At 63.1% G+C, this 22,111-nt stretch carries 19 protein-coding genes; 13 read left to right on the forward strand and 6 right to left on the reverse strand.

The annotated features are described in order from the left end of the window. Positions 1 to 75: 75 nt before the first annotated feature. On the forward strand, positions 76 to 1,593 hold the full coding sequence (locus tag AC1D1L_RS22935) for a winged helix-turn-helix domain-containing tetratricopeptide repeat protein (RefSeq protein WP_477343732.1): 1,518 nt from the start codon (positions 76 to 78) through the stop codon (positions 1,591 to 1,593). A gap of 25 nt (positions 1,594 to 1,618) precedes the next feature. On the opposite strand, the gene AC1D1L_RS22940 is transcribed toward AC1D1L_RS22935, so the two are convergent. The 5 genes from AC1D1L_RS22940 to AC1D1L_RS22960 form a co-directional block, all read right to left on the reverse strand. Continuing rightward, the gene (locus AC1D1L_RS22940; protein WP_477343733.1) at positions 1,619 to 1,795 is read right to left on the reverse strand and encodes a hypothetical protein; all 177 of its coding nucleotides are present in this window, start codon (positions 1,793 to 1,795) and stop codon (positions 1,619 to 1,621) included. Next, positions 1,777 to 2,880, reverse strand: coding sequence for an alcohol dehydrogenase family protein (locus AC1D1L_RS22945; protein WP_477343734.1), 1,104 nt, complete (start codon positions 2,878 to 2,880; stop codon positions 1,777 to 1,779). Before AC1D1L_RS22945 ends, AC1D1L_RS22940 begins: the two co-directional genes overlap by 19 nt. An 8-nt stretch (positions 2,881 to 2,888) precedes the next feature. Next, positions 2,889 to 4,268, reverse strand: a complete 1,380-nt coding sequence (locus AC1D1L_RS22950; protein WP_477343736.1) for an aminotransferase — start codon at positions 4,266 to 4,268, stop codon at positions 2,889 to 2,891. 32 nt (positions 4,269 to 4,300) lie between these two features. Next, positions 4,301 to 5,794 (reverse strand): NAD-dependent succinate-semialdehyde dehydrogenase, encoded by a 1,494-nt coding sequence (locus AC1D1L_RS22955; RefSeq protein WP_477343737.1) that lies wholly within the window; start codon positions 5,792 to 5,794, stop codon positions 4,301 to 4,303. 129 nt (positions 5,795 to 5,923) lie between these two features. Continuing rightward, positions 5,924 to 6,412, reverse strand: a complete 489-nt coding sequence (locus AC1D1L_RS22960; protein ID WP_477343738.1) for an Lrp/AsnC family transcriptional regulator — start codon at positions 6,410 to 6,412, stop codon at positions 5,924 to 5,926. Positions 6,413 to 6,494: 82 nt separating this feature from the next. Between AC1D1L_RS22960 and ehuR the strand changes: the two genes are divergently transcribed. The 10 genes from ehuR to doeB all read left to right on the forward strand — a co-directional run bounded on the left by ehuR (position 6,495) and on the right by doeB (position 16,402). Then, on the forward strand, positions 6,495 to 7,880 hold the full coding sequence (gene ehuR, locus AC1D1L_RS22965; protein WP_477343739.1) for a MocR-like ectoine utilization transcription factor EhuR: 1,386 nt from the start codon (positions 6,495 to 6,497) through the stop codon (positions 7,878 to 7,880). Between the two features lie 124 nt (positions 7,881 to 8,004). After that, a complete protein-coding gene (ehuA, locus tag AC1D1L_RS22970; protein WP_210285109.1) occupies positions 8,005 to 8,790 on the forward strand; it encodes an ectoine/hydroxyectoine ABC transporter ATP-binding protein EhuA in 786 nt (261 codons plus the stop codon). Positions 8,791 to 8,854: 64 nt separating this feature from the next. Continuing rightward, complete coding sequence (ehuB, locus tag AC1D1L_RS22975; protein WP_352589294.1) at positions 8,855 to 9,706, forward strand: ectoine/hydroxyectoine ABC transporter substrate-binding protein EhuB; 852 nt, start codon at positions 8,855 to 8,857, stop codon at positions 9,704 to 9,706. A gap of 211 nt (positions 9,707 to 9,917) precedes the next feature. After that, complete coding sequence (gene ehuC / locus AC1D1L_RS22980) at positions 9,918 to 10,577, forward strand: ectoine/hydroxyectoine ABC transporter permease subunit EhuC (protein WP_477343740.1); 660 nt, start codon at positions 9,918 to 9,920, stop codon at positions 10,575 to 10,577. Beyond that, entirely contained in the window at positions 10,577 to 11,236 is a 660-nt protein-coding gene (gene ehuD, locus AC1D1L_RS22985) for an ectoine/hydroxyectoine ABC transporter permease subunit EhuD (protein WP_112566166.1), read from the forward strand. The genes ehuC and ehuD overlap by 1 nt, the downstream gene beginning before the upstream one ends. A gap of 8 nt (positions 11,237 to 11,244) precedes the next feature. Next, positions 11,245 to 12,021 carry an ectoine utilization protein EutA gene (gene eutA, locus AC1D1L_RS22990; protein WP_477343741.1) on the forward strand — a complete coding sequence of 259 codons (777 nt, stop codon included), beginning with the start codon at positions 11,245 to 11,247 and terminating at the stop codon, positions 12,019 to 12,021. A 183-nt stretch (positions 12,022 to 12,204) separates the two neighbouring features. Then, complete coding sequence (gene eutB / locus AC1D1L_RS22995) at positions 12,205 to 13,194, forward strand: hydroxyectoine utilization dehydratase EutB (protein ID WP_477343742.1); 990 nt, start codon at positions 12,205 to 12,207, stop codon at positions 13,192 to 13,194. After that, on the forward strand, positions 13,191 to 14,183 hold the full coding sequence (locus tag AC1D1L_RS23000) for a cyclodeaminase (protein WP_477343743.1): 993 nt from the start codon (positions 13,191 to 13,193) through the stop codon (positions 14,181 to 14,183). Before eutB ends, AC1D1L_RS23000 begins: the two co-directional genes overlap by 4 nt. Before the next feature lie 39 nt (positions 14,184 to 14,222). Continuing rightward, positions 14,223 to 15,401 carry an ectoine hydrolase DoeA gene (gene doeA, locus AC1D1L_RS23005; protein WP_477343744.1) on the forward strand — a complete coding sequence of 393 codons (1,179 nt, stop codon included), beginning with the start codon at positions 14,223 to 14,225 and terminating at the stop codon, positions 15,399 to 15,401. Positions 15,402 to 15,406: 5 nt separating this feature from the next. Further along, positions 15,407 to 16,402: a N(2)-acetyl-L-2,4-diaminobutanoate deacetylase DoeB gene (doeB, locus tag AC1D1L_RS23010; protein WP_477343746.1), complete on the forward strand. Its 996-nt coding sequence runs from the start codon at positions 15,407 to 15,409 to the stop codon at positions 16,400 to 16,402. A gap of 43 nt (positions 16,403 to 16,445) precedes the next feature. Here doeB and AC1D1L_RS23015 read toward each other — a convergent pair whose 3' ends face one another. Then, the gene (locus AC1D1L_RS23015) at positions 16,446 to 17,573 is read right to left on the reverse strand and encodes a serine hydrolase domain-containing protein (protein ID WP_477343748.1); all 1,128 of its coding nucleotides are present in this window, start codon (positions 17,571 to 17,573) and stop codon (positions 16,446 to 16,448) included. Positions 17,574 to 18,159: 586 nt separating this feature from the next. Between AC1D1L_RS23015 and AC1D1L_RS23020 the strand changes: the two genes are divergently transcribed. Together AC1D1L_RS23020 and AC1D1L_RS23025 are read left to right on the forward strand one after the other, a co-directional pair. Continuing rightward, on the forward strand, positions 18,160 to 20,373 hold the full coding sequence (locus AC1D1L_RS23020) for a mechanosensitive ion channel family protein (RefSeq protein WP_477343749.1): 2,214 nt from the start codon (positions 18,160 to 18,162) through the stop codon (positions 20,371 to 20,373). Positions 20,374 to 20,640: 267 nt separating this feature from the next. Further along, entirely contained in the window at positions 20,641 to 22,089 is a 1,449-nt protein-coding gene (locus AC1D1L_RS23025) for a TolC family outer membrane protein (RefSeq protein WP_477343750.1), read from the forward strand. Positions 22,090 to 22,111 lie beyond the last annotated feature (22 nt).

The following is a 22,111-nucleotide window of genomic DNA, read 5'->3' on the forward strand; positions in this document are numbered from 1 at the left end:
GAATTCTGCAGCATGCGGACGGCGCCGTAATTAAGCCTTCCCAAATAGTTCTCAAAACTTCCAAACGGGCTATAGATGCGCGTTATGCAAGGAGCGCGCTTTGCCTTTGGTCCGTTCGTGCTTGATCCGGGTGCGGGAACGCTCCTTCGGGACGATGTCCCCGTCGCCGCCGGTCATCGCGGACTGCAACTGCTGGCGGCGCTCGTCGCACGGCCCGGCGAGATCCTGGCCAAGGCCGAGTTGATGGACGCGGCATGGCCAGGCACGGCCGTCGAGGAAGGCAACCTCACGGTCCAGATCGCGCAATTGCGCAAGCTGCTGGGTCCGGCCGCGAATGGCGGGGAATGGATATCGACGGTTCCGCGCGTGGGCTATCGCTTCACCGGCGCCATTGAACGGCTCGGCGATGCAAAGCGACAGCCTTTGTCGCTGCCCGCCAAGCCGTCGATAGCCGTGTTGCCCTTCGCCAATTTCAGCAACGACCCCGAGCAGGAAGCCTTCGCCGACGGGTTGACTGAAGACCTCATCACCGACCTGTCCCGGATCGGCGGCCTGTTCGTCATAGCGCGCAACTCGACCTTTGCCTACAAGGGCAAGGCGGTGGATGTGCGCGAAATCGCCAGGGAACTTGGCGTGCGCTATCTCTTGGAGGGCAGCGCCAGACGTGCCGCCGGGCGCGTGCGCATCAACGCCCAGCTGGTCGACGCACTGAGCGGCGAGCATCTGTGGGCGGACCGCTTCGATCGCGGCCTGGAAGATATCTTTGCCGTCCAGGACGAGGTGACGGCCAAGATCGTCGAGGCGCTGCTTGGCCGGCTGCGCGCGCCGCTGCCGCGCAACCGACCGGGAAATCTCGAGGCCTATGATCTGTGTGTGCGGGCCCGCAAGCTGATCGACGTCTCGCCGGAGACGGCGCGCGAAGCGCATCTGATGCTGACGCGTGCGATTGCGCTCGATCCGGACTATGCCGAGGCCTATCGCTGGCTTGCCATGAACCACTGGATGGGATGGGTGCATTGGGGCGATCCTATCGAACCTGCCCGCGGCCTTGCCCTGGACCTGGCGCGCAAGGCCGTGGCGATCGATCCCAATGATGCCGGCTGTCACTGGGTGCTTGCCAACCTGCTTGCCTATGAGCGCAGATTCGATGAGGCGGACGCAGAATTTGCCAAGGCGTTCGAGCTCGACCCGAACGACGCCGACGCCTGGGCGACATTGTCCGACATCACGACCCTGGCCGGGCAGGTGGAGGAGGGCCTCGAGCAGATCCGCAAAGCGTTCCGCCTGAACCCGTATCCGGCCAGCTGGTACTATCTGACGCTCGGCCAGGCGCAATACGCGGCGCGCGACTACGAGGCCGCCGTCGAGACGCTGCGCCGGGACGAGACCTATCGCACAAGCTCGCGCCGCTTCCTGGCGGCGAGCCTCGCCCAGCTCGGCCGGCTCGACGAGGCGCGCGCCGAGGTCGCAATGTTCCTCGTTGCCAATCCGCATTTCACGACCCGCCACTGGGTCGAGACCGAGCCATTCCGCGACACTTCCACGCTCGAACATTTCGTCGATGGCTTCCGCATGGCCGGCCTTCCTGAGTGACGGACCGCCGGCGACCTGCCGCCTACTATGCCGTCGCCTTTGCGTAGCGGCCGGGCGGCTGGCCGACATGGCGGCTGAAGGCGGTGCCGTAGCCGACGCGCTCGGCGACCTCGGCGATGTCGATCGCCTGCCGGCGCAGCATCGCTCGCGATGATTTTCTCGCCGAAAGCGCCTCCTGCCAGGTCAGTGACCATCGATCCACATGGCGTCCGGCACGACCACGAGCTTGCCAACAAAATCCTTGGCGATGAAGTCGGCCTGCGCTTTGTGGAAATCGGACAGTTTGTAGACGCCGCCGACCAGCGGCCGGATTTTCTTGGCCTCGATGTATCCAACGATGCGGCGGAAATCGGCGCGCGTGCCCTGGCTTGAGCCATGCAGCTGCAGCTGCTTGAGATACATCGTCCTGAGATCGAGCTGCACGACTGGGCCGGCGATCGCGCCGGCGGTAGTGTAGCGGCCTTCGGGTCGGAGAATGCGCAACAAGTCGTTGAAGATCGCGCCGCCGACGAGATCGGCGACCACGTCGATCGGCTGGCCGCCGGTCGCCTCAGTCACCGCGGCAGGCAAGTCGGCGACGCCGCGGGTTATCACCGCCTCGGCGCCGATGTCGCGCACCGCCTGTTCCTTGCCCTTGCCGACAACGGCGTAGGGAATGGCGCCGCGCGCTCGCGCCAGCTGGACGATGCCGGAACCGACACCGCCCGAAGCGCCGGTGACAAGCACGCGCTCGCCGGCCTTGAGTGCGGCGCGCTCCAGCATCTGCTCACCGGTGAGATAGGCGCAGCAGAAGGTGGCGAGTTCGACGTCGCTCATCTCGGTGTCGACGACATGTGCATTCTCGGCCGGCACCGTCTGGTATTCGGCGTACCCGCCGTCGCGACCGTGGCCCATATAGTCGATGTCGGCGAGTGAATCGTCGTCGCGGTTGTAGATGGAGAAATCGACCATCACCCGCTCGCCGATCCGGTCCGGCGAGACGCCTTCACCGACGGCCGCAACAATGCCGACCGTGTCGGTGCCCTGGATGCGCGGGAAAACAAGTGTGTTGCCTTGCCGCCGCCAGGTCGACACGGCGGCAGCATCTTCCTCCGTGCCATAGGCGCCCTGGCGCACCCAGACATCGGTGTTGTTCATACCGCAAGCGCTGACCTTGACCAGCACTTCACCCGGGCCGGGCACAGGCACCTTCACATCGGTGCGGTAGACGAGTTTTTCCGGTCCGCCGTGCCCGGTGAGCAGCACGGCGGCCATGGTGGCGGGAAGGGTCTTGGTCATGGCATTCATGGTCGATCTCAGAGATTGGCAAACACGCTGTTGACCGCATCGGCGGCCTTCGAAACGACGATGTCGGCTTCCTCACGGGTCAGGCAGAGCGGCGGCGCGAAACCGAGTATATCGCCCTGCGGCATGGCGCGGCCGATGACGCCGTTTGCGGCAAGTGCCGTCGCCACTTGCGGCCCGATCTTGAGCGAAGCATCGAAGAACACACGGTCGTCCTTGTCGGCGACGAACTCGACCGCCGCCAGCATGCCGTCGCCGCGTACGTCGCCGACATGTTTGTGGTCGCCGACGGCCTTGGCGAGTTCGGCGCGGAAATAGGCGCCGGTCTCGCCGGCGTTCTTCACCAGATCCATCTCGTCGATCAGTTCGAGATTGGCGACGCCTGCCGCGACGCAGATCGGATGCGCAGCATAGGTCCAGCCATGACCGAGCGAGCCGAGCTTGTCCGAACCCTGCACCAGCACCTGCCAGACCTTGTCGGCAACGATGACGCCAGACAGCGGCGCATAGGCCGAGGTCAGGCCCTTGGCGATGGTGATCAGGTCCGGCTTGATGCCATAGTGGTCGGAGCCGAACATTGTGCCGAGACGACCGAAGCCCGTCACCACCTCGTCGGCGACCAGCAGCACGTCATACTTCTTCAGCACGGACTGGATCTTTTCCCAGTAGCCGGCGGGCGGCGGCACGATGCCGCCAGTGCCAAGGATCGGCTCGCCGATGAAGGCGGCGACGGTCTCGGGGCCTTCGGCAAGGATCATCTCCTCGAGCTTGTCGGCGCAATGCTGCGAGAACTGCTCCTCGCTCATCGAACGGTCGGCGCGGCGGAAATAGTAGGGCGCCTCGGTGTGCAGCACCGGCGCGCGCGGCAGGTCGAAAGCATTGTGGAAGAGGTCTAGCCCGGTCAGCGACCCCGTCATCACGCCAGAGCCGTGATAGCCGCGCCAGCGCGAGATGATCTTCTTCTTCTCCGGCCGCCCAAGCACATTGTTGTAGTACCAGATCAGCTTGATGTTGGTTTCGTTGGCGTCCGAACCGGAGAGCCCGAAATAGACTCTGGACATGCCCTTGGGCGCACGGTCGATGATCATCTTGGCCAGTGTGATCGACGCTTCGGTGCCGTGCCCGACATAGGCGTGATAATAGGCGAGGTTCTTCGCCTGGGTGGCGACGGCATCGGCGATCTTCTGGCGGCCGTAGCCGACATTGACGCAATAGAGGCCGGCAAAGGCATCGATGCTCTTCTTGCCATTGTTGTCCCAGACGGTGACGCCTTCACCACCGGCCATGATGCGCGTCGGCGATTCACCGCGCGCATGCGTGCCCATATGGGTCGAGGGATGGAAAAAGTGGTCGCGATCCCAGGCGTTGAGTTCGTTGGACTGGTCGAGCATTTTTTGACTCCTTAAGGGATGGCCGGACGGACTTATGCGACGTCCAGGCAGAGATATTTCAGATCGGTGAAAGCCTCCAGTCCGTGGCGTGAGCCCTCACGGCCGATGCCGGATTGCTTGACGCCGCCAAAGGGTACCGGCGCGCCGGTGATCTTCACCCGGTTGATAGCGACCATGCCGTAATCGAGTGCACGGCCGATGCGCTGCTGGCGGCCGCCGTTCTCGGTGACGGCATAGGCGACGAGGCCGTATTCGGTGGCGTTGGCGCGGGCGATGACCTCGTCCTCGCTATCGAAAGACGTGACGGCGGCGACCGGGCCAAAAGTCTCCTCGCGCATGATCAGCGCCTCGTCAGTGACATCGGCCAGCAGCGTCGGCTGGTAGAACAGCGGCCCGGCCTGATGTCGCTTGCCGCCGGCGAGGCACCGCGCGCCGCGAGCGATGGCATCGGCAACCTGTTCCTCGACCTTGATGACGGCGCGCTCATGCATCAGCGGCCCGATGTCGGTGCCGTCGGCAAGCCCATTGCCGGTCCGCAGTGCCTCGATGCGCCTGGCGAAGGCGGCGCAGAAGTGATCGTAGATCGGGCGCTGGACGTAGATGCGGTTGGCGGCAAGGCAGTCCTGGCCCGATGTGGCGAATTTGGCGTCGATGGCAATGCTCACGGCCTTGTCGAGATCGGCGTCCGCAAAGACGATCAGCGGCGCGTGGCCGCCAAGCTCCATCACCAGCCGCTTCATTGTCCGCGCGCTTTGCGCCGCGATCAGCCGGCCGATCTCGGTCGAGCCGGTGAAACTCATGGCGCGGACGCGCGCGTCCTCACACATGCGGCCGACGATGGTCGCCGCTTTGCCGGTGACGATGTTGAAGACACCGGAAGGCAGGCCGGCACGCTCGCCGAGTTCAGCCAGCGCCAGCGCCGACAGCGGCGTTTCCGAGGATGGGTGTGCGACGATGGTGCAGCCGGCGGCAAGGGCGGCCGCCGCCTTGCGGGTCAACATGGCGGATGGAAAATTCCATGGCGTGACGATTCCGACGACGCCGAGCGGCTCGCGCCGCACCATCATCTCGGCGTTCGGCAGATGGCTGGTGACGCTCTCGGCATTGAGGCGCTTTGCTTCCTCGGCATACCACTCAACGAAGGACACGGCGTAATCGATTTCGCCGAGCGATTCCTGCAGCGGCTTGCCCTGTTCCAGTGTCATCAGCAGAGCAAGATCGTCTTTCGCGGCGATGATCAGTTCGAACCATTTTCGCAGAATTTTCGAGCGCTCCTGCGGCAACAGGGAGCGCCAGGCTGGAAAGGCGCGCGCGGCGGCATCGATTGCTTTTGTCGTTTGCCGCGCATCGAGCGCCGCGACGAAAGCGACAGTCGCACCGGTGGCCGGATCGGTGACCTCGAAACTTTCCGCCGCCTCGCTTGCCGTCCAATGCCCGTCGACATAGGCGAGTTCGCGCAGCAGCCGGCGGTCGGTGAGCCGGTCGAGCGCTTCATGGCGATGTGAGCGAGCAAAATGCGCGGACATGGTCGAGGCCTCCCGGTTCGGACTGATGCGGGAAGCCTATCCGTCATGAGCAGACAGAGAGGCTGTTTGCGTGCCTGGCCGCAGAGAGAATCTCTCTATTCTGCCGCCTTGGAAGACAATCTCTCCGGCCTACGATGCCGGAAGCAGGTCGGCGACGGGAAGAACGATTTCCTCCTTCACCGTCTTGGTGACGATGTAGGTGAAGTAGCGGTCGATGCCGATCTCGCGCTCGAGCAAGCCGTCGACCAGCCGCTGATAGGCGTCGATGTCGCGCGCCATCACCTTCACCACATAGTCGACGCCGCCGCCCACCGACCAGCAGGCGACGATCTCGGGGATGTCGCGGATGACGCGTTCGAAGCGGTCGAAATCGGCCTGGCGGTGGCTGGCCAGCGTCACCTCCATCAGCACGGTGGCGACCGGCGCCACGACGCGCATGGCGATCCTGGCGTGATAGCCCGAGACGATCCCGGCCTTCTCCAGCTTGCGCAACCGCATCCAGCACGGCGTCGGCGACAGGCCGACCTGTTCGGCCAGCGCCAGCTTGGTGATGCGTCCGTCGCTCTGGATGGCATCGAGGATCTTGAGGTCGATCGCGTCGAGTTTGGCTGATGTCATCGGCGTCCACTTTTTGTCGGCATCACCATGATGGCGCATTATTTCGATTGTCAATTGCACTGATTTCGATCTCTAATAAGTCATGACATTGTGGCAACCCGACCCGGAGCTCCTTCGCCGGCCAGCCTATCAATCGCTGGCCGACCAGTTCGCGCGCGCCATCCATGACGGGCGCCTCGCCAATGGCGCGCGGCTGCCGACGCATCGAAGGCTGGCCGACGATTTGAAACTGTCGGTGCAGACGGTCAGCCGCGCCTATGAGGAACTGATCCGGCGCGGCCTGATTTCAGGCGAGATCGGCCGCGGCAGCTTTGTCCAGACGCAGCGCCGCGAGCCAGAGCCGCCCTATCTGCCGGAGCGCCTCGGCGAAGTCATCGACCTCTCGATCCTGAAGCCGGTCTGCGAGCCGATGCATCTGGAGCGGCTGAAGCAGGCGCTGGGCTGGCTGGCCGAAAACCTGCCGTCGAGTTCGGCGCTGTCGTTCCGGCCCAACATGGTATTTCCGCGCCACCGCGCGGTGGCGGTGGACTGGCTGAGACTGTGCGGGCTCGACATTTCCGCGCAGAATATCAGTCTCACCAACGGCGCCACCGCGGGGATGACGGTAGCGTTGATGAGCGTGGCGCCGCCGGGCTCGACCGTCGCCACCGAAGCCATCGGCCACCACACGCTGGTGCCGCTGGCGCGTTATCTCGGTTTCAACCTCGAAGGCCTGCCGATCGACGGCAACGGCCTGATCCCGGAAGCGCTCGACGAGGCCTGCCGTCTGTCCGATATCCGCGCGGTGTTCGTGCAGCCTTCGGTGATCAACCCGACGGCGACGCTGATGGACGCACGTCGGCGTGAGGAGATCGCCGGGGTCGCGCGCAAGCATGACATCGCTATTATCGAGAACGATGTGCTGGGTCCGCTGGTTGAGGACCGGCCGCCGCCGGTCGCCGCGTTTGCACCGGAGCGCACGCTTTACGTGACCTCCTTCACCAAGATCACCGTGCCCGGCCTGCGCATCGGCTACCTCGCCGCGCCCGACCGCTACGTCGCGGCTGTGGCCAACCGGCATCTGGTGTCCAACTGGATGGCGACGCCGCTGGTGGCCGAGATCGCCACCAAATGGGTCACTGACGGTACAGCGATGGAGCTCGTGCGTTGGCAGCGCGCGGCCTTGCGACGGCGCCAGGACATCGCGGCTGAGGTGTTGGCCGGGGTCGACTACCGCGCCCGGCGCGACGGGCTGCATATCTGGCTGCAATTGCCGGCCGACCGCGCCGAGGAGAGCTTTGTCGCCCAGGCTCGCCTCCAGGGCGTCGCGATCGCGCCCGGCATGTCCTTCCGCATCTCGGACGCGCCCTGGCATCCGGCGGTGCGCATTTCGCTGGGCTCGACCACCGAAGGGGAACTGCGCGCCGGCCTCGGCGTTGTCACCAAGCTGCTGCTTGGCGATCCGGAGCACCTGCTGCTCGCAATCTGAGCGGAAATTGCCCTGAAATTGTGCGGTCGCGGAAATATTGTCATGATATTATTTTCCCAATTGACATGATTTGGTGCCTTCCGCATCGTTAAGGGCACAGGCTTCTCCAGCAGGGGAAATTCATTTGTCCACTCCCATCATCAAGGTCGACGCCATTTCGAAGAGCTTCGGCTCGTTCAAGGTGCTCGACGGCCTGTCGATGCAGGTCATGCCGGGCGAGAAGCTGGCGCTGATCGGCCCGTCCGGCTCGGGCAAGACGACGATCCTGCGCATCCTGATGACACTTGAGAAGATCGACGGCGGCCATATCCAGATCGATGGCGAGCAGCTCTATCACATGGAGCGCAATGGCCAGCTGCTGCCCGCCGACGAGCGGCATTTGACCAAGATGCGCCAGAAGATCGGCATGGTCTTCCAGCTGTTCAATCTGTTTCCGCACAAATGCGTCATGGACAATGTCACCCTGGCGCCGATGCTGACCAAGGGCACGCCGCGCGCAGCTGCCGAAAAGCGGGCTATGGAACTGCTCGACATGGTCGGCATGGCCGACAAGGCGAAGTCGATGCCGGCGCAATTGTCCGGCGGCCAGAAGCAGCGCGTGGCGATTGCGCGTGCGCTGGCGCTGTCGCCAAAGATCATGCTGTTCGACGAGGTGACGTCGGCGCTCGATCCGGAGCTGGTCGAAGAGGTGCTCAACGTCATGCGCAAGCTTGCCGCCGAGACCGACATGACCATGCTGCTCGTCACCCACGAGATGGGCTTTGCCCACGACTTCGCCGACCGCGTGCTGTTTTTCGACCGCGGCAGGATCGTCGAGGAAGGCAAGCCCGACGAGATTTTCCGCCATCCCAAGCAGGAGCGCACACAAGGCTTCCTGAAGAAGATCATCGCAGCCGGACATCGTGTCTGACCGCTTTGCGGGGCGGAAGACCGCCCCAGACAAAACCAAGAAGACAAACAAGGAGTTGGGAACAATGAAGAAACTTGGCATTCTGGCCGGCGTCGCCGGTCTCGCACTGACGGTGGTACTCGCGGCTTCAAGCACCGGTTCGGCCGATGACAGCAAGCTCGAGCAGCTGAAGGCGCAGGGCTTTGCCCGAGTCGCGATCGCCAACGAGCCGCCCTATACGGCGGTCGCCGCCGACGGCAAGGTTTCGGGCGCGGCGCCCGACGTGGCCCGCGAGATCTTCAAGCGTCTCGGCGTTGGCGACATCGTCGCGTCGATCTCAGAGTATGGCGCCATGATCCCCGGACTGCAGGCCGGCCGCTTCGACGTCGTCACCGCCGGCCTGTTCATGAAGCCGGAGCGTTGCGCGGCGGTCGTCTATTCGGAACCGGTGCTGTGCGACGCCGAGGCGATGCTGGTGAAGAAGGGCAATCCGAAGGGCTTCAAGAGCTACGAGGATGTCGCCAAGGACACGTCAGCCACCATCGGCGCGCCGGGCGGCGGCACCGAAGAGAAGCTGGCGCTCAACGCCGGCGTGCCGCGCGAACGCGTCATCGTCGTGCCCGACGGCCAGAGCGGCCTGAAGATGCTGCAGGACGGCCGCATCGATGCCTACTCGCTGCCCGTTCTGTCGATCAACGACCTCGTCAAGAAGGCTGCCGACCCGAACCTCGAAGTCATTGCGCCTGTGCAGGGTGCGCCGGTCTATTGCGACGGCGCCGCCTTCAAGAAGGGCGATGAGGCATTGCGCGATGCCTTCGATGTCGAACTGGCCAAGCTGAAGAAATCCGGCGACTTCGCCAAAATCATCGAGCCCTACGGCTTCTCGGCGGCAGCAGCGATGTCAACGAGCCGAGACAAGCTCTGCGCCGCGAAATAGCGCGCCTCTTTACCTTCTCCCCGTTTACGGGGAGAGGGTGTCACGAACTGACGGAGAGGGGCAGCGCTTTCCCTTGAGAGGCTGGCTCTGCCCCTCATCCGCCTGCCGGCTTTCGTCGCTCGAAAAGCCAAGCAATTGGCTTTTCGTCCGCTACGCGGCCGCTCCCCCATAAACGGGGAGAAGGAACCATGATCAACCGTTGGAACCCTAGATGACCCAGTGGTCCGGCTATCTCGGCCTGATATTGCAGGGAGCGCTTGTCACCATCGAGCTGACGCTGATGGGGTCGGTGCTTGCGCTGATCATGGCCTTCCTTGCCGGCATGGGGCGCGTGTCGCGCTTCTTTGCGCTGCGCTGGCTGGCCACCGTCTACATCGAATTCTTCCGCGGCACCTCGATCTTCGTGCAGCTGTTCTTTGCCTATTTCGTGTTGCCGTTGATCGGCCTCGAGCTGACCCCGCTGCAGGCCGGCGTGCTGGCGCTGGGCCTCAATGTCGGCGCCTATGCGGCCGAAGTGGTGCGCGGCGCCATCCAGTCGGTCGGTCGCGAACAATATGAGGCCTGCATCGCGCTCAATCTCGGCCGCTGGCAAGGCATGCGCCACGTTATCCTGCCGCAGGCGCTGCTGATCATGCTGCCGACCTTCGGCAACAACGCCATCGAGCTGCTCAAGGCGACTTCCGTGGTGTCGCTGATCTCGCTCGCCGATCTCACTTTCCAGGCGCAGGTCGTGCGCTCGCAAACTGGCAACACGCTGGTGCCGTTCGCCACCATCCTGATCATCTATTTCGCGCTGGCGCTGATCATCTCCTGGGGCGTGCGTTCTCTGGAACGCCGCATGGCGCGTGGCCTTGATGGGGTGCGCGTCTGATGGAGTGGGATTGGAACTTTGTCTGGGAGATCATGCCGACGCTGATCCAGGGCGTGAAGATCACCATCCTGGCGACGCTGCTCGGCTCCGTTCTGGCTGCAATCGTCGGCCTGGGCATCGCGTTGGCGCGGCGCTCGCCCAACAAGGTTCTGTCACGCACCGTCGGCTGGGCGGCTGAATTCATCCGCGGCACGCCGCTTCTGGTGCAGCTCTATTTCATCTTCTACGTGCTGCCGGATTTCGGCATCCTGTTGCCGCCGCTGGTCGCCGGCGTCATCGGGCTCGGCCTGCACTATGGCACCTACACTGCGGAGGTTTATCGCGCCGGCATCGACAACGTGCCGCGCGGTCAGTGGGAAGCCGCCAAGGCCTGCAATCTGAGCGCCACGCAGACCTGGACCAACATCATCATCCCGCAGGCCATCCCGCCGATGATCCCCGCGCTGGCCAATTATTTCATCGCCATGTTCAAGGAGACGCCGCTGCTATCGGCGATCACCGTGCTGGAGCTGATGAACCAGGCCAAGAGCGTCGCCAACACCTACTATCGCTACATCGAGCCGATCACGCTGGTCGGCGCCTTCTTCCTCGTCATCAGCCTCTTTTCGGTCGTGCTGTTGCGCTGGCTGGAACATCGCTACGGCAAGATCGAAAGGTAATTCTCAAGATGAAACCGCTGCCCGAAATCAGGCTGATGCCGGCAAGGCCGGCGCTCGACGCGCGCCCGCTGGAAAAGCGCGTCGGCCTGATCATCCTTGCCACCGACCACACCAGCGAGCCGGATTTCCGCCGCATGGTGGCGAGCGAGCGGATCGGCGTCTATGTCGCGCGCATTCCCTACAAGAACCCGACCACGCCGGAAAACCTTCGCAAGATGCAGCCGGAGCTGGCGGCAGGCGCGGCGCTCATCCTGCCCGACGAGAGCCTCGACGCCATCTGCTATTCCTGTACCTCCGCCTCTGTGGTGATCGGCGACGCCGAGATCGAGGCGGCAATCCAGTCTGCAAAATCAGGCGCTCCCGTCGTCACACCGCCGATCGCCGGCGTGCGCGGACTGAAGGCTTTGGGCGCGAAGAAGATCAGCATCCTCACCCCTTACACCGTCGAAACCTCCAGGCCGATGGCTGCCTATTTTGCGGCACGTGGCTTCGACATATTGAGCTTCACTTGCCTCGGTTTCGAGGATGACCGCGAGATGGCGCGCATTGCGCCGGCATCCATTGTCGAACTGGCGCGCGAGGCGACGCACGCTGAAGCCGATGCGCTGTTCGTGTCCTGCACCGCGCTGCGCGGTGCGCTCGCGGTTCCCGGCATGGAAGAGGCGATCGGCCGTCCTGTCGTGACCAGCAATCAGGCCAGCGCCTGGAATTGCTTGCGGCTTTGCGGCGACGGGACACCGCGCCCTGAGTTTGGCCGCCTGATGATGCTGCCGCTGGGACAGTAAGATTATGTCCCGCATTCACGAGCGACCCCTTCTGGCCTGCCGGCCATCTCCCCCTCAGGGTGGGAGATTAGCTGCTGCCACGCCTTCGCCAATCATCGACGTTGCAGGAAGAGCGGCAACGCTGAGGCTGCCGATCTTCCCCCTTGAGGGGGAGATGGCCGGCAGGCCAGAGGGGGTCGCCCCATGACGCGCGCCGTCACCCTAACGGACATCCATGCCGCCCGTGAGCGTATCGCCAACAAGGTTGTGCGCACCCCAACCGTATTGTCCCACAGCCTGTCGGGACGCTTCGGCGTCCCCGTCCACCTCAAACTCGAACATCACCAGACCACCGGAAGCTTCAAACTGCGCGGCGCCTCGAACGCTGTCGCTTCGCTGAGCTCTGAGGAGAAGGCGTGCGGCGTGGTCGCCTCATCGACCGGCAATCATGGCCGTGCGCTGGCCCATGCAGCAAAGCTCGAAGGCATGCGCGCGGTGATCTGCATGTCGCGCCTGGTGCCGGGCAACAAGCTCGACGAAATCCGCCGGCTCGGTGCGGAGGTCCGCATCGTCGGCAACAGCCAGGACGAGGCGCAGCAGGAGGTCGAGCGGCTGGTGGCGCAAGAGGGGCTGGTGATGCTGCCACCTTTCGACCATCCCGCCATTATCGCCGGGCAAGGCACGCTCGGCCTGGAGATCATCGAGCAAGTTCCGGATACCGCTCTCGTTCTGGCGCAGCTCTCCGGCGGTGGCCTAGCCTCGGGCATTGCCGCCGCCGTCAAGGGAGTCAGCCCCGACACAAAAGTGATCGGCGTCTCGATGGCGCGCGGCGCGGCGATGAAGGCGAGCCTCGATGCCGGCCGCCCGGTCGAGGTCGAGGAGTTGCCGACGCTGGCGGATTCGCTCGGCGGCGGCATCGGCCTCGACAACCGGCTGACCTTCGCCATGTGCCGCGACCTGCTCGACGACGTGGTTCTGCTTAGCGAGGACGAGATCGCCGCCGGCGTCCGCCATGCCTACGAACAGGAACGTGAGATCGTCGAAGGCGCCGGCGCGGTCGGCATCGCCGCGCTGCTCGCCGGCAAGGTCAGAGTGAACGGGCCGGTCGTGGTTCTGCTGTCCGGTCGCAACATCGATATGAACACGCATCGCAAGATCATCTGCAGTGACGCCATTGCGGAGCCCGCGGCATGAGCCGGATGATGATCCTCACCGAGAAAGAACTGCGCACAATCGTGACGCTCGATCTCGATGCTGTAGCCTACGTCGAAAACGCTTTCCGTGCGCTTGCCACGCTGCCTGTCGCGATGCCGCCGATCCTGCGGCTGGATATTCACGAGCATCGCGGCGAGGTTGATGTGAAGTCGGCCTATGTGCCTGGCATCGATGGCTTCGCCGTCAAGATAAGTTCCGGCTTCTTCGACAATCCGAAACTCGGTCTGCCCAGCGGAGGTGGCATGATGGTGCTGCTCTCGGCAAGAACCGGTGTGGTCGAGGCGCTGCTGCTCGACAATGGCTATCTCACCGACATCCGTACCGCCGCTGCCGGGGCGGTCGCGGCGAAGCATTTATCGCGGCCGGATTCGTCTGTTGCCGCGATCTTCGGCGCCGGCGTACAGGCCGGGCTGCAGCTCGAAGCGCTCATGCTGGTGCGGCCGATAGCCGAGGCGCGCATCTGGGCGCGTGATGCGGCAAAAGCGGAGGCAACGGCAGGCGCCCTGCGTGAGAAGCTTGGCATCCTCGTGCGCGCCGAACCGGACGCGGCAAAGGCTGTTGGCGGCGCCGACATCATCGTCACCACCACGCCGTCGACCGAGCCGCTGATCAAGGCCGGCTTTGTCGTTGCCGGCCAGCACATCACCGCCATGGGCTCGGACGCCGAGCACAAGAACGAGATCGCGCCGGCGATCCTGCGCATGGCCGATCTCTATGTCGCCGACAGCGCCACGCAGACACGGCGCCTCGGCGAACTGCACCACGCCATCGCATCGGGCGTGATGAGCGCTGATGCCGAGATCACCGAACTCGGCCAGATCATCGCCGGCGAACGTCATGGAAGGGGCTCAGCCAGAGACATCACCATCGCCGACCTCACCGGCACCGGCGTGCAGGACACGGCGATTGCAACATTCGCCCGCGACCGCGCTCGTGCGGCCAAGTCAGGAACGATTTTCGAAAGCTGATGCTGGCCGCGAGGCCCAACAAACGAGGACCCAAGAACAATGCAACCGAACCTGAAATTCTCGCGCGGCGAATTTGCGGAACGCCTCGCCAAGACACGGCAATCCATGGAGGCGAAGGGCGTCGACCTCCTGATCGTCAGCGACCCCTCCAACATGGCCTGGCTGACCGGCTATGATGGCTGGTCGTTCTACGTACATCAGGCGGTCATCGTGCCGCCGTCGGGGGAGCCGGTCTGGTACGGCCGCGGCCAGGACGCCAACGGCGCCAAACGCACAGCCTATCTCGCGCATGACAACATCGTTGGCTATGCCGACCACTATGTGCAGTCGACCGAGCGCCACCCCATGGATTTTTTGTCCAGCGTGCTTGCGGATCGCGGCTGGGGCAAGCTGACCATCGGCGTCGAGATGGACAATTACTGGTTCTCTGCCGCCGCCTTCGCTTCGCTGCAGAAACACCTTCCCAATGCCCGCTTTGTCGATGCCACAGCTTTGGTCAACTGGCAGCGCGCGGTGAAGAGCGCGACCGAGATCGATTATATGCGCAAGGCGGCCCGCATCGTCGAAGCCATGCACCAGCGCATTGTCGACAAGATCGAGGTCGGCATGCGCAAATGCGACCTTGTCGCCGAGATCTATGATGCCGGCACGCGCGGCGTCGATGGGATCGGCGGCGACTATCCGGCAATCGTGCCGCTGTTGCCGTCGGGCGCCGACGCTTCGGCACCGCATTTGACCTGGGACGACAAGCCGATGAAGTCCGGCGAAGGCACTTTCTTCGAGATCGCCGGCTGCTACAACCGCTATCACTGCCCGCTGTCGCGCACCGTCTTTCTGGGCAAGCCGACGCAGGAATTTCTCGACGCCGAAAAGGCGACGCTGGAAGGCATGGAGGCGGGGCTTGCAGCGGCCAAACCCGGCAACACCTGCGAGGACATTGCCAACGCCTTCTTCGCCGTCTTGAAGAAATACGGCATCGTCAAGGATAACCGCACGGGTTATCCGATCGGCCTGTCTTATCCGCCGGACTGGGGCGAACGCACCATGAGCCTGCGCCCTGGCGATCGCACCGAACTCAAGCCCGGCATGACCTTCCATTTCATGACCGGCCTGTGGCTGGAGACGATGGGACTGGAGATCACCGAATCCATCCTGATCACCGAAACCGGTGTAGAGTGCCTGGCCAATGTGCCGCGCAAACTGGTGGTGAAGAATTGAAAACGATGTCCCGCCCATCCCCGATCGCCCCGACCGTCGATTTCGACAAGGATGGCGTGCAACATGGTTTCCTGCGCTTGCCCTACAGTCGCGACGACTCCGCGTGGGGTTCGGTGATGATCCCGATCTGCGTCATCCGCAAGGGCAAGGGGCCGACTGCCCTGCTCACCGGCGGCAATCATGGCGATGAGTATGAAGGTCCGCTGGCGCTGTATGACCTGGCTCGCACGCTCGACCCGAAAGATGTCTCGGGCACCGTCATCATCGTGCCGGCGATGAACTATCCGGCCTTTCGAGCCGGCACCCGCACGTCGCCGATCGACAAGGGCAATATGAACCGCAGTTTCCCGGGAAGGCCGGACGGCACGGTGACGGAAAAGATCGCCGACTACTTTCAACGCGAATTGCTGCCCCGCGCCGACCTCGTCTTCGACTTCCACTCCGGCGGCAGGACGCTGGACTTCGTACCGTTCTGCGCCGCCCACACTTTGTCCGACAGGGCGCTGGAGCAGAAAGCCTTCGACGCGGTCGCGGCATTTTCGGCCCCGTTCTCGATGCGCATGATCGAAATCGACTCCGTCGGCATGTACGACACGGCGGCGGAAGAAATGGGCAAGGTCTTCGTCAGCACCGAGCTTGGCGGCGGCGGCACCTCGCGTGCGCAGACGGTGCGCATTGCACGGCGCGGCATAAGCAATGTGCTGCGTCATGCCGGCATTGTTGAGGGTGCGGTCGAGACAGGCACGACCCAATGGCTGGACATGCCGTCGGGCGATTGCTTCTCCTTCGCCGAGGACGACGGCATGATCGAAACCATGGTCGATCTCGGCGAACCCGTGAAAGAAGGTGCGGTGCTGGCGCGTATCCACTCCACCGGCCGCACCGGCATCGCTCCGCAGGAGATCAAAGCAAAAATGTCCGGCCTGCTGGCGGCGCGGCATTTTCCAGGCCTGGTCAAAGCCGGTGACTGTGCCGCGGTGGTTGGCGCTCTGGTCTCCTGATGTTCGGAGCCAGCGAAATCAATGACCAGCGTGTGTGCTTACATCAGAGCGCGTCGTAAACGGCGTCGATCAAAACTTTGCGGCGTGGATCGAGGTCGTCGAAACCGAGCATACGGTTAGTGACATAGCCGAACCCGACACCGGCGGCGGGATCGGCAAAGCCGATGGCGCCGCCCCAGCCGCTGTGGCCGAACGTTTGCGGCGACGCGCGGCTGGCGTAGGTGGAATCCTCCATCTGATAGCCGGCGGCAAAGGCGGTCGGCAACGCGAAGCTGTCGTCCATGCCGCGAATGCGAGGTCTTGCTGCTTCTTCGACCGCGGTGGAGCCGATCAGAGGCTTGCCCTCCCAAACGCCGCCGGCCGCCATCATGCCGTAGATGCGTGCCAGTGCGTGTGCCGTCGACTGGCCATTGCCGCCCGGCACCTCGGCGGCGCGCCAGGCGCGGTCGTTGGGCGCCGATGCCCGGGGTGTGGGATTCTCGCCTGCGTGGGGAAATGGCGAGGCGCGGACAAACTCGACCCAGTCGGAAGCCTTTGGACCTTCAATCATCTCGGCGACCCTGGGATCCTCGCTGGCTGGCAGACCGACGTGAAAATCAGCGCCAAGCGGGCCTGCGATCTCTTCCGCGATGAAGCGGCCCATGCTTCGCCCATCGACACGGCGCAGCACTTCGCCCGCAAGGTGGCCGTAGGTAAGGGCGTGATAGACACAGCGGCTGCCCGGCTCCCACAGGGGTGACATGGCGGCAAGGGCATCGACAAAAGGCGTCCACGCCAACAGTCCTGCCTCGTCCATCGGCACGGCGAGACCGTTCAGCCCGGCCTGATGCGACATCACGTGATCGAGCGTGATGCGCTCCTTGCCGCCGGCCGCGAACTCCGGCCAGTAGCGCGCAACGGGGGCGGCATAATCGAGCTTGCCGCGTTCCACCAGCATGGCAATGGCCAAGGCCACGACGCCCTTGGTGCAGGACCAGACATTGACCAGCGTGTCCTGCCGCCACGGACGGCTGCGCGCAGCATCCGCATGACCGCCCCACAGATCAACGACTGTCCTGCCTTGGACCACGACCGACACGCCGCCGCCATGCTCCAGCCCTTGCGCGAAACACCTGGCAAAAGCGTCGCGCACACCGGCAAAGCGTGGATCGCAGGTACCCTCGATGTTCATGTGCGACTTCTCATTCGGTTCCTCAACGCGGTGCAGTTTCCGTGGCTGCCCCTGGATTGGCAACCAAGCTCTGGCGGCCAGCACAGAGACATGGTGCCGCAGTCAGTTCCGAGGGCAATGGCGTGCCTGCCAATACGATCTTGCCACCCATGCATCGATCGCACGGCGGGTGACGAGCGCGTCTTCCTTGGAGATACGGTCGGGTTCTGGACGACGCTGACGGTGTGGCCTTCCTTGGTGAGGATGTCGTAGACGCCCTTCCATCCTGTCACTGTCAGCTCGCTATTAAGGATATTGTACATCCTTGTGGATATACGATATCCTTAATTATGAACTGGAAAGTCCTTTCGACACAAGGGACAGACAAATGCCTTGCCGGTCGCCAGGTGCCCTGCCCAACGGGCTAGCCAGGAACGATGAGACTTGCACCGCAACATCGGCTTGTCCAAGGTGGTGCAATGACGGACCTAGCTGTCTTTGCTCGCCGATTTGACCGGAAGGTTACCGCACGATGCCACTCATGAATCGACGATTGGGAGCCAAGACTCTGGCGCGCCCGGCACGACGTCTCGGAGATCTGACTGCGATGCTAGTCCTGATTGCAAGGCCGCTCCTCTTTGGGATTGCGCTCTTGTTGGCTGGTCAGGCACAGGCACAGGCGACCGTCCCGCCTGAAAGAGTCAAGCAGCTGTTCGAGCTTCTCGACGATCCGTCGGTGAAGGCCTGGCTGGCCGAACAACGAAATCAGGACGCGGGATCAACGCCTGCCGAGACAGGAGCTTCGTCGGCCGACGCATCATCCGACGCCGTGGCCCCACCCGGCCAGATGAATACGATGGCATCCTCGACGCTCGATCGGATCAGGCATCATATCGAAAGGATCATGCGGACTTTGCCTCTGCTGCCAGGCCAGTTCGCGCGCGTTCGCGCCGAGACCATGCAGGATATGTCCAGCAAGGGGCCCGTCAGCGTACTTATTCTGATTGCGATGTTCATCGCTGCCGGCCTGGCGCTCACCTGGGCAACGTACAAGGTCACTCGTCCATTTCGTCTTTGGATTATCGCGCAACCGAAGGATACGCCCATCGGGCGAGCCAAGAAGATTGGCGGTCGCGCGCTTTATTCCAACATGCTGCTCGTCTCGTTCGCACTGGGCAGCGCCGGTGCGTTCATGTTGTTCGACTGGCCAATGCTTATCCGCGAAATTGTGCTGACATTTCTGATGGCGGCGGTCGTTACATGGGGTGTGCGCCTGTATGTGATGGCCACGCTCGTCCCTTCCTTCATGAACGTCGAGAACGCCGTCGAGGTTCGCGCTTTGCCGATCACCAACGAAACGGCTGACCATTGGTCCTACTGGCTACCCCGGATCGTCGGCGTCTTCGCCTTCTTTGGCGCCGCGCTTATCCTTTTGCCAGGTCTTGGCATCGATCAGGACGGAATGATGGTCCTGTCCCTGGGCGCCGATTTCGTGCTGCTGGTGCTCTTGCTGCTTGCCATCTGGCGCCGGCCACGAACGCAGCGGGAGGGTGTGCGCCATGGCGGTCACGCGGAAATGACATGGCTGTTGACTGCGTATTTCGTCGTTCTGTTCCTGCAGCGCATCGCCGGCCTTTATACCTACTTCTGGTTTACCTTCGCTGCATTCTTCCTGCCCTTGGCAATCGTGCTGACGCAGCGCGGGGTTAATTTCGTTCTGCGGCCGGGTTCCGAAGATGCCGGTCGGCCCACGATCCCGGCGGTGACGATCGCCGTCATCGATCGCGCAATCCGAATGATTTTCATCCTGGCGGCGGCTTACTTTCTCGCCCGCGTCTGGGGCCTGAACATGCAATCCATGCGCGACAGCGATACGACGACGACATTCATATTGCGCGGCTTGATCAATATCGTTGTCATTGCCCTTGCAGCCGATTTTGGCTGGTCGATCATCAAGGCTTTGATCGAACGAAAGCTGGGCATCGAAGCATCGCACCCTATGATCAGCGACGAGGAGGTCCCGATCCTCGACCCGCAGCAGGCGCGACTGCACACGCTGTTGCCGATCCTCCAGAACATCCTGCTCGCATCGATCATCGTGATGGCGGTGCTTATGATGCTCGCCTCGCTGGGTATCCAGATCGGCCCGCTGATCGCCGGCGCCGGCGTCGTCGGCGTCGCGGTCGGCTTTGGCGCACAAACCATCGTCAAGGACATCATTTCGGGCGTGTTTTTTCTGCTCGATGATGCGTTTCGTGTCGGCGAATATATTTCGTCGGGCAATTACAAGGGTACCGTGGAAAGCTTTTCGCTGCGTTCGGTGAAGCTGCGCCACCATCGCGGTCCGCTGTTCACGATACCTTTCGGTGAGCTCGGGGCAGTCCAGAACCAGAGCCGTGACTGGGTTATCGACAAATTCAACATCACCGTCGGCTATGACACCGATATAGACTTCGCTCGCAAGCTGATCAAGCGAATCGGTCTCGAACTGGCGGAAGATCCCGAGTTCAAAAACTGGGTGCTCGACCCGATCAAGATGCAGGGCGTACAGGAATTCGGCGAGTACGGCATCGTATTGAGGGTCAAGGCCATGACCAGACCCGGAGGCGCCTTCGGCATGAAACGCAAATTCTATGTGCGCCTGCGCCAGGTCTTCAAGGAGCAAGGCATCGAACTGCCATTCCCGACGGTCCACGTCCAAGGGCTGCAGAACACGCATGAGGCAGAGAATGCGCCGTTGGAGATCACACCCGAGTTGCAGATGGCCGTCGCGCAGTCGCACACCAATCGGCGCAGAAAAAAAGCTGGCACAACGGAGTAGGAAAGCTGGGTTCCTCGGTCACAGGGCGGGCCTTCCACCTGGGCGCCGTCAGCTCCAGGGTCGCGGACCATGGAAATAGGCGCACGTGGTCGGCAGCGCTTAATCGGAGGGCGGCCGGGCATTCTTTGTGCTATTTTTGCTACATTGCGTAAATTTGTGGCTTGAATCCAGCCTTTTAGTGTCCACTAAATTGTAAGTTTGTAGACAATTGTGCTTGGGTCGTAGCGCCTTGGAATAACGTGCAGGGGGAATGTTGGGGTGGGTAAAATGAATTCGACAACTATGTGGGCCATATGCAAGCGCCTTGGCCTGCTGACGACGGTTGCCATATTGAGCTGCGGGAATGCTCACGCGCTCACTCTTAAAGAGGCGATGGCGGTCGCGGTGGAGTCCAATCCCGAGATTGGCCAGGCAATCGAAAACCGCGAAGCAATCGAATTCGAACTGCGCCAGGCGAAGGGGCTTTATCTTCCCAGCGTTGACCTGGAAGCGTCGGCGGGGGCTCGCCGCCTCGACAATCCGGACAGGCGCTCACTTTCCATCGAGAATGACACGCTCTATCCAGCTGAAACCGACCTCACGGTTACGCAGACGCTCTACGACAGCGGTGCAAGGCGCGCCGAACTAAACCGCCAGGCCTCGCGCGTCGACGGTGCCTCGTTCCGGGTTCTGGAACGGTCCGAATTCATTGGGCTCTCGGTTGTCCAGGATTATCTCGAAGCCATGTTGCAGGCCTCGATCGTCGCCGAGGCGAAGAAGAACCTCGGATTCCATCAGGGAATTCTCGGCGACATCCGGCAAGGCATTGCCGGCGGCGCGCTGAACGAGGCCGATCGTCAGCAGGCTGAGGAACGGCTGTTCGCCGCCAAGGCCCGTGTGCAGGAAGCCACCGAGGAACTAGAGGCAGCAAAGATCCGGTTCTTCAAGACTGTCGGAAAGCCGCTGACCAGTGCATCGAGGCCGGGCGATGTGTCCGCCGCGCTGCCGAGATCGCTTGACGAAGCAATCGGGTTGGCACGACAGAACAATCCGCGCGTGCATATGGCCAACAGCGATATCGACGCCGCGGCTTCCCTCGTGGATGCCGCACGGGCAAAATTCGGGCCCTCGATCACCGCCGAAGGTGTCGCCCGGGCAGGATCCGACATCGATGGCAGCGACGGCGACACGAGCGACCTTCAGGCAAGGGTCGTGCTGCGCTGGAACCTTTATCGCGGCGGCATCGACAAGGCCAACGAGCAGGAACAAATCCGCCGCACCAGCGAGCAGCGCCTTGTCCTGCACCAGGTCCTGCGCGAGATCGAGGAAGCCGTCCGGACGTCATGGGATCGCCGCTTCCGGCAGGCCGATCTGGCCAAGACGCTGAAGCTTCAGGCCGCCGCCAACGAAAGGCTGGTGGCGTCCTATCGCGAGCAGTTCAAGGTCGGACAGCGCTCGCTGCTCGACGTGCTCGATGCGCAGAACACCAGGTTCAACACAGCGACGCTTGCCGACACCGCGTCCTACGCGTCGCTTTTCGCCCAGTACCGGCTGCTGGCGGCAACCGGACAGTTGCTGAACACCATGGGTCTGCACCCGGCCAAGCAGGCAACCGCCTACGCCAAGGCCGAGTTCAATGCACCGGAAACGGCCGACACCGAAACCTATGCACGCACGCCGTCGGAGCAAAAGAACGATCTGCCTTTTGACATCCTCGCGCCAGTAAGGAAGAAATAGGAAGGCCAAGGTCGAACGATAG

This window comes from Mesorhizobium sp. P2_D6, from assembly GCF_056404315.1.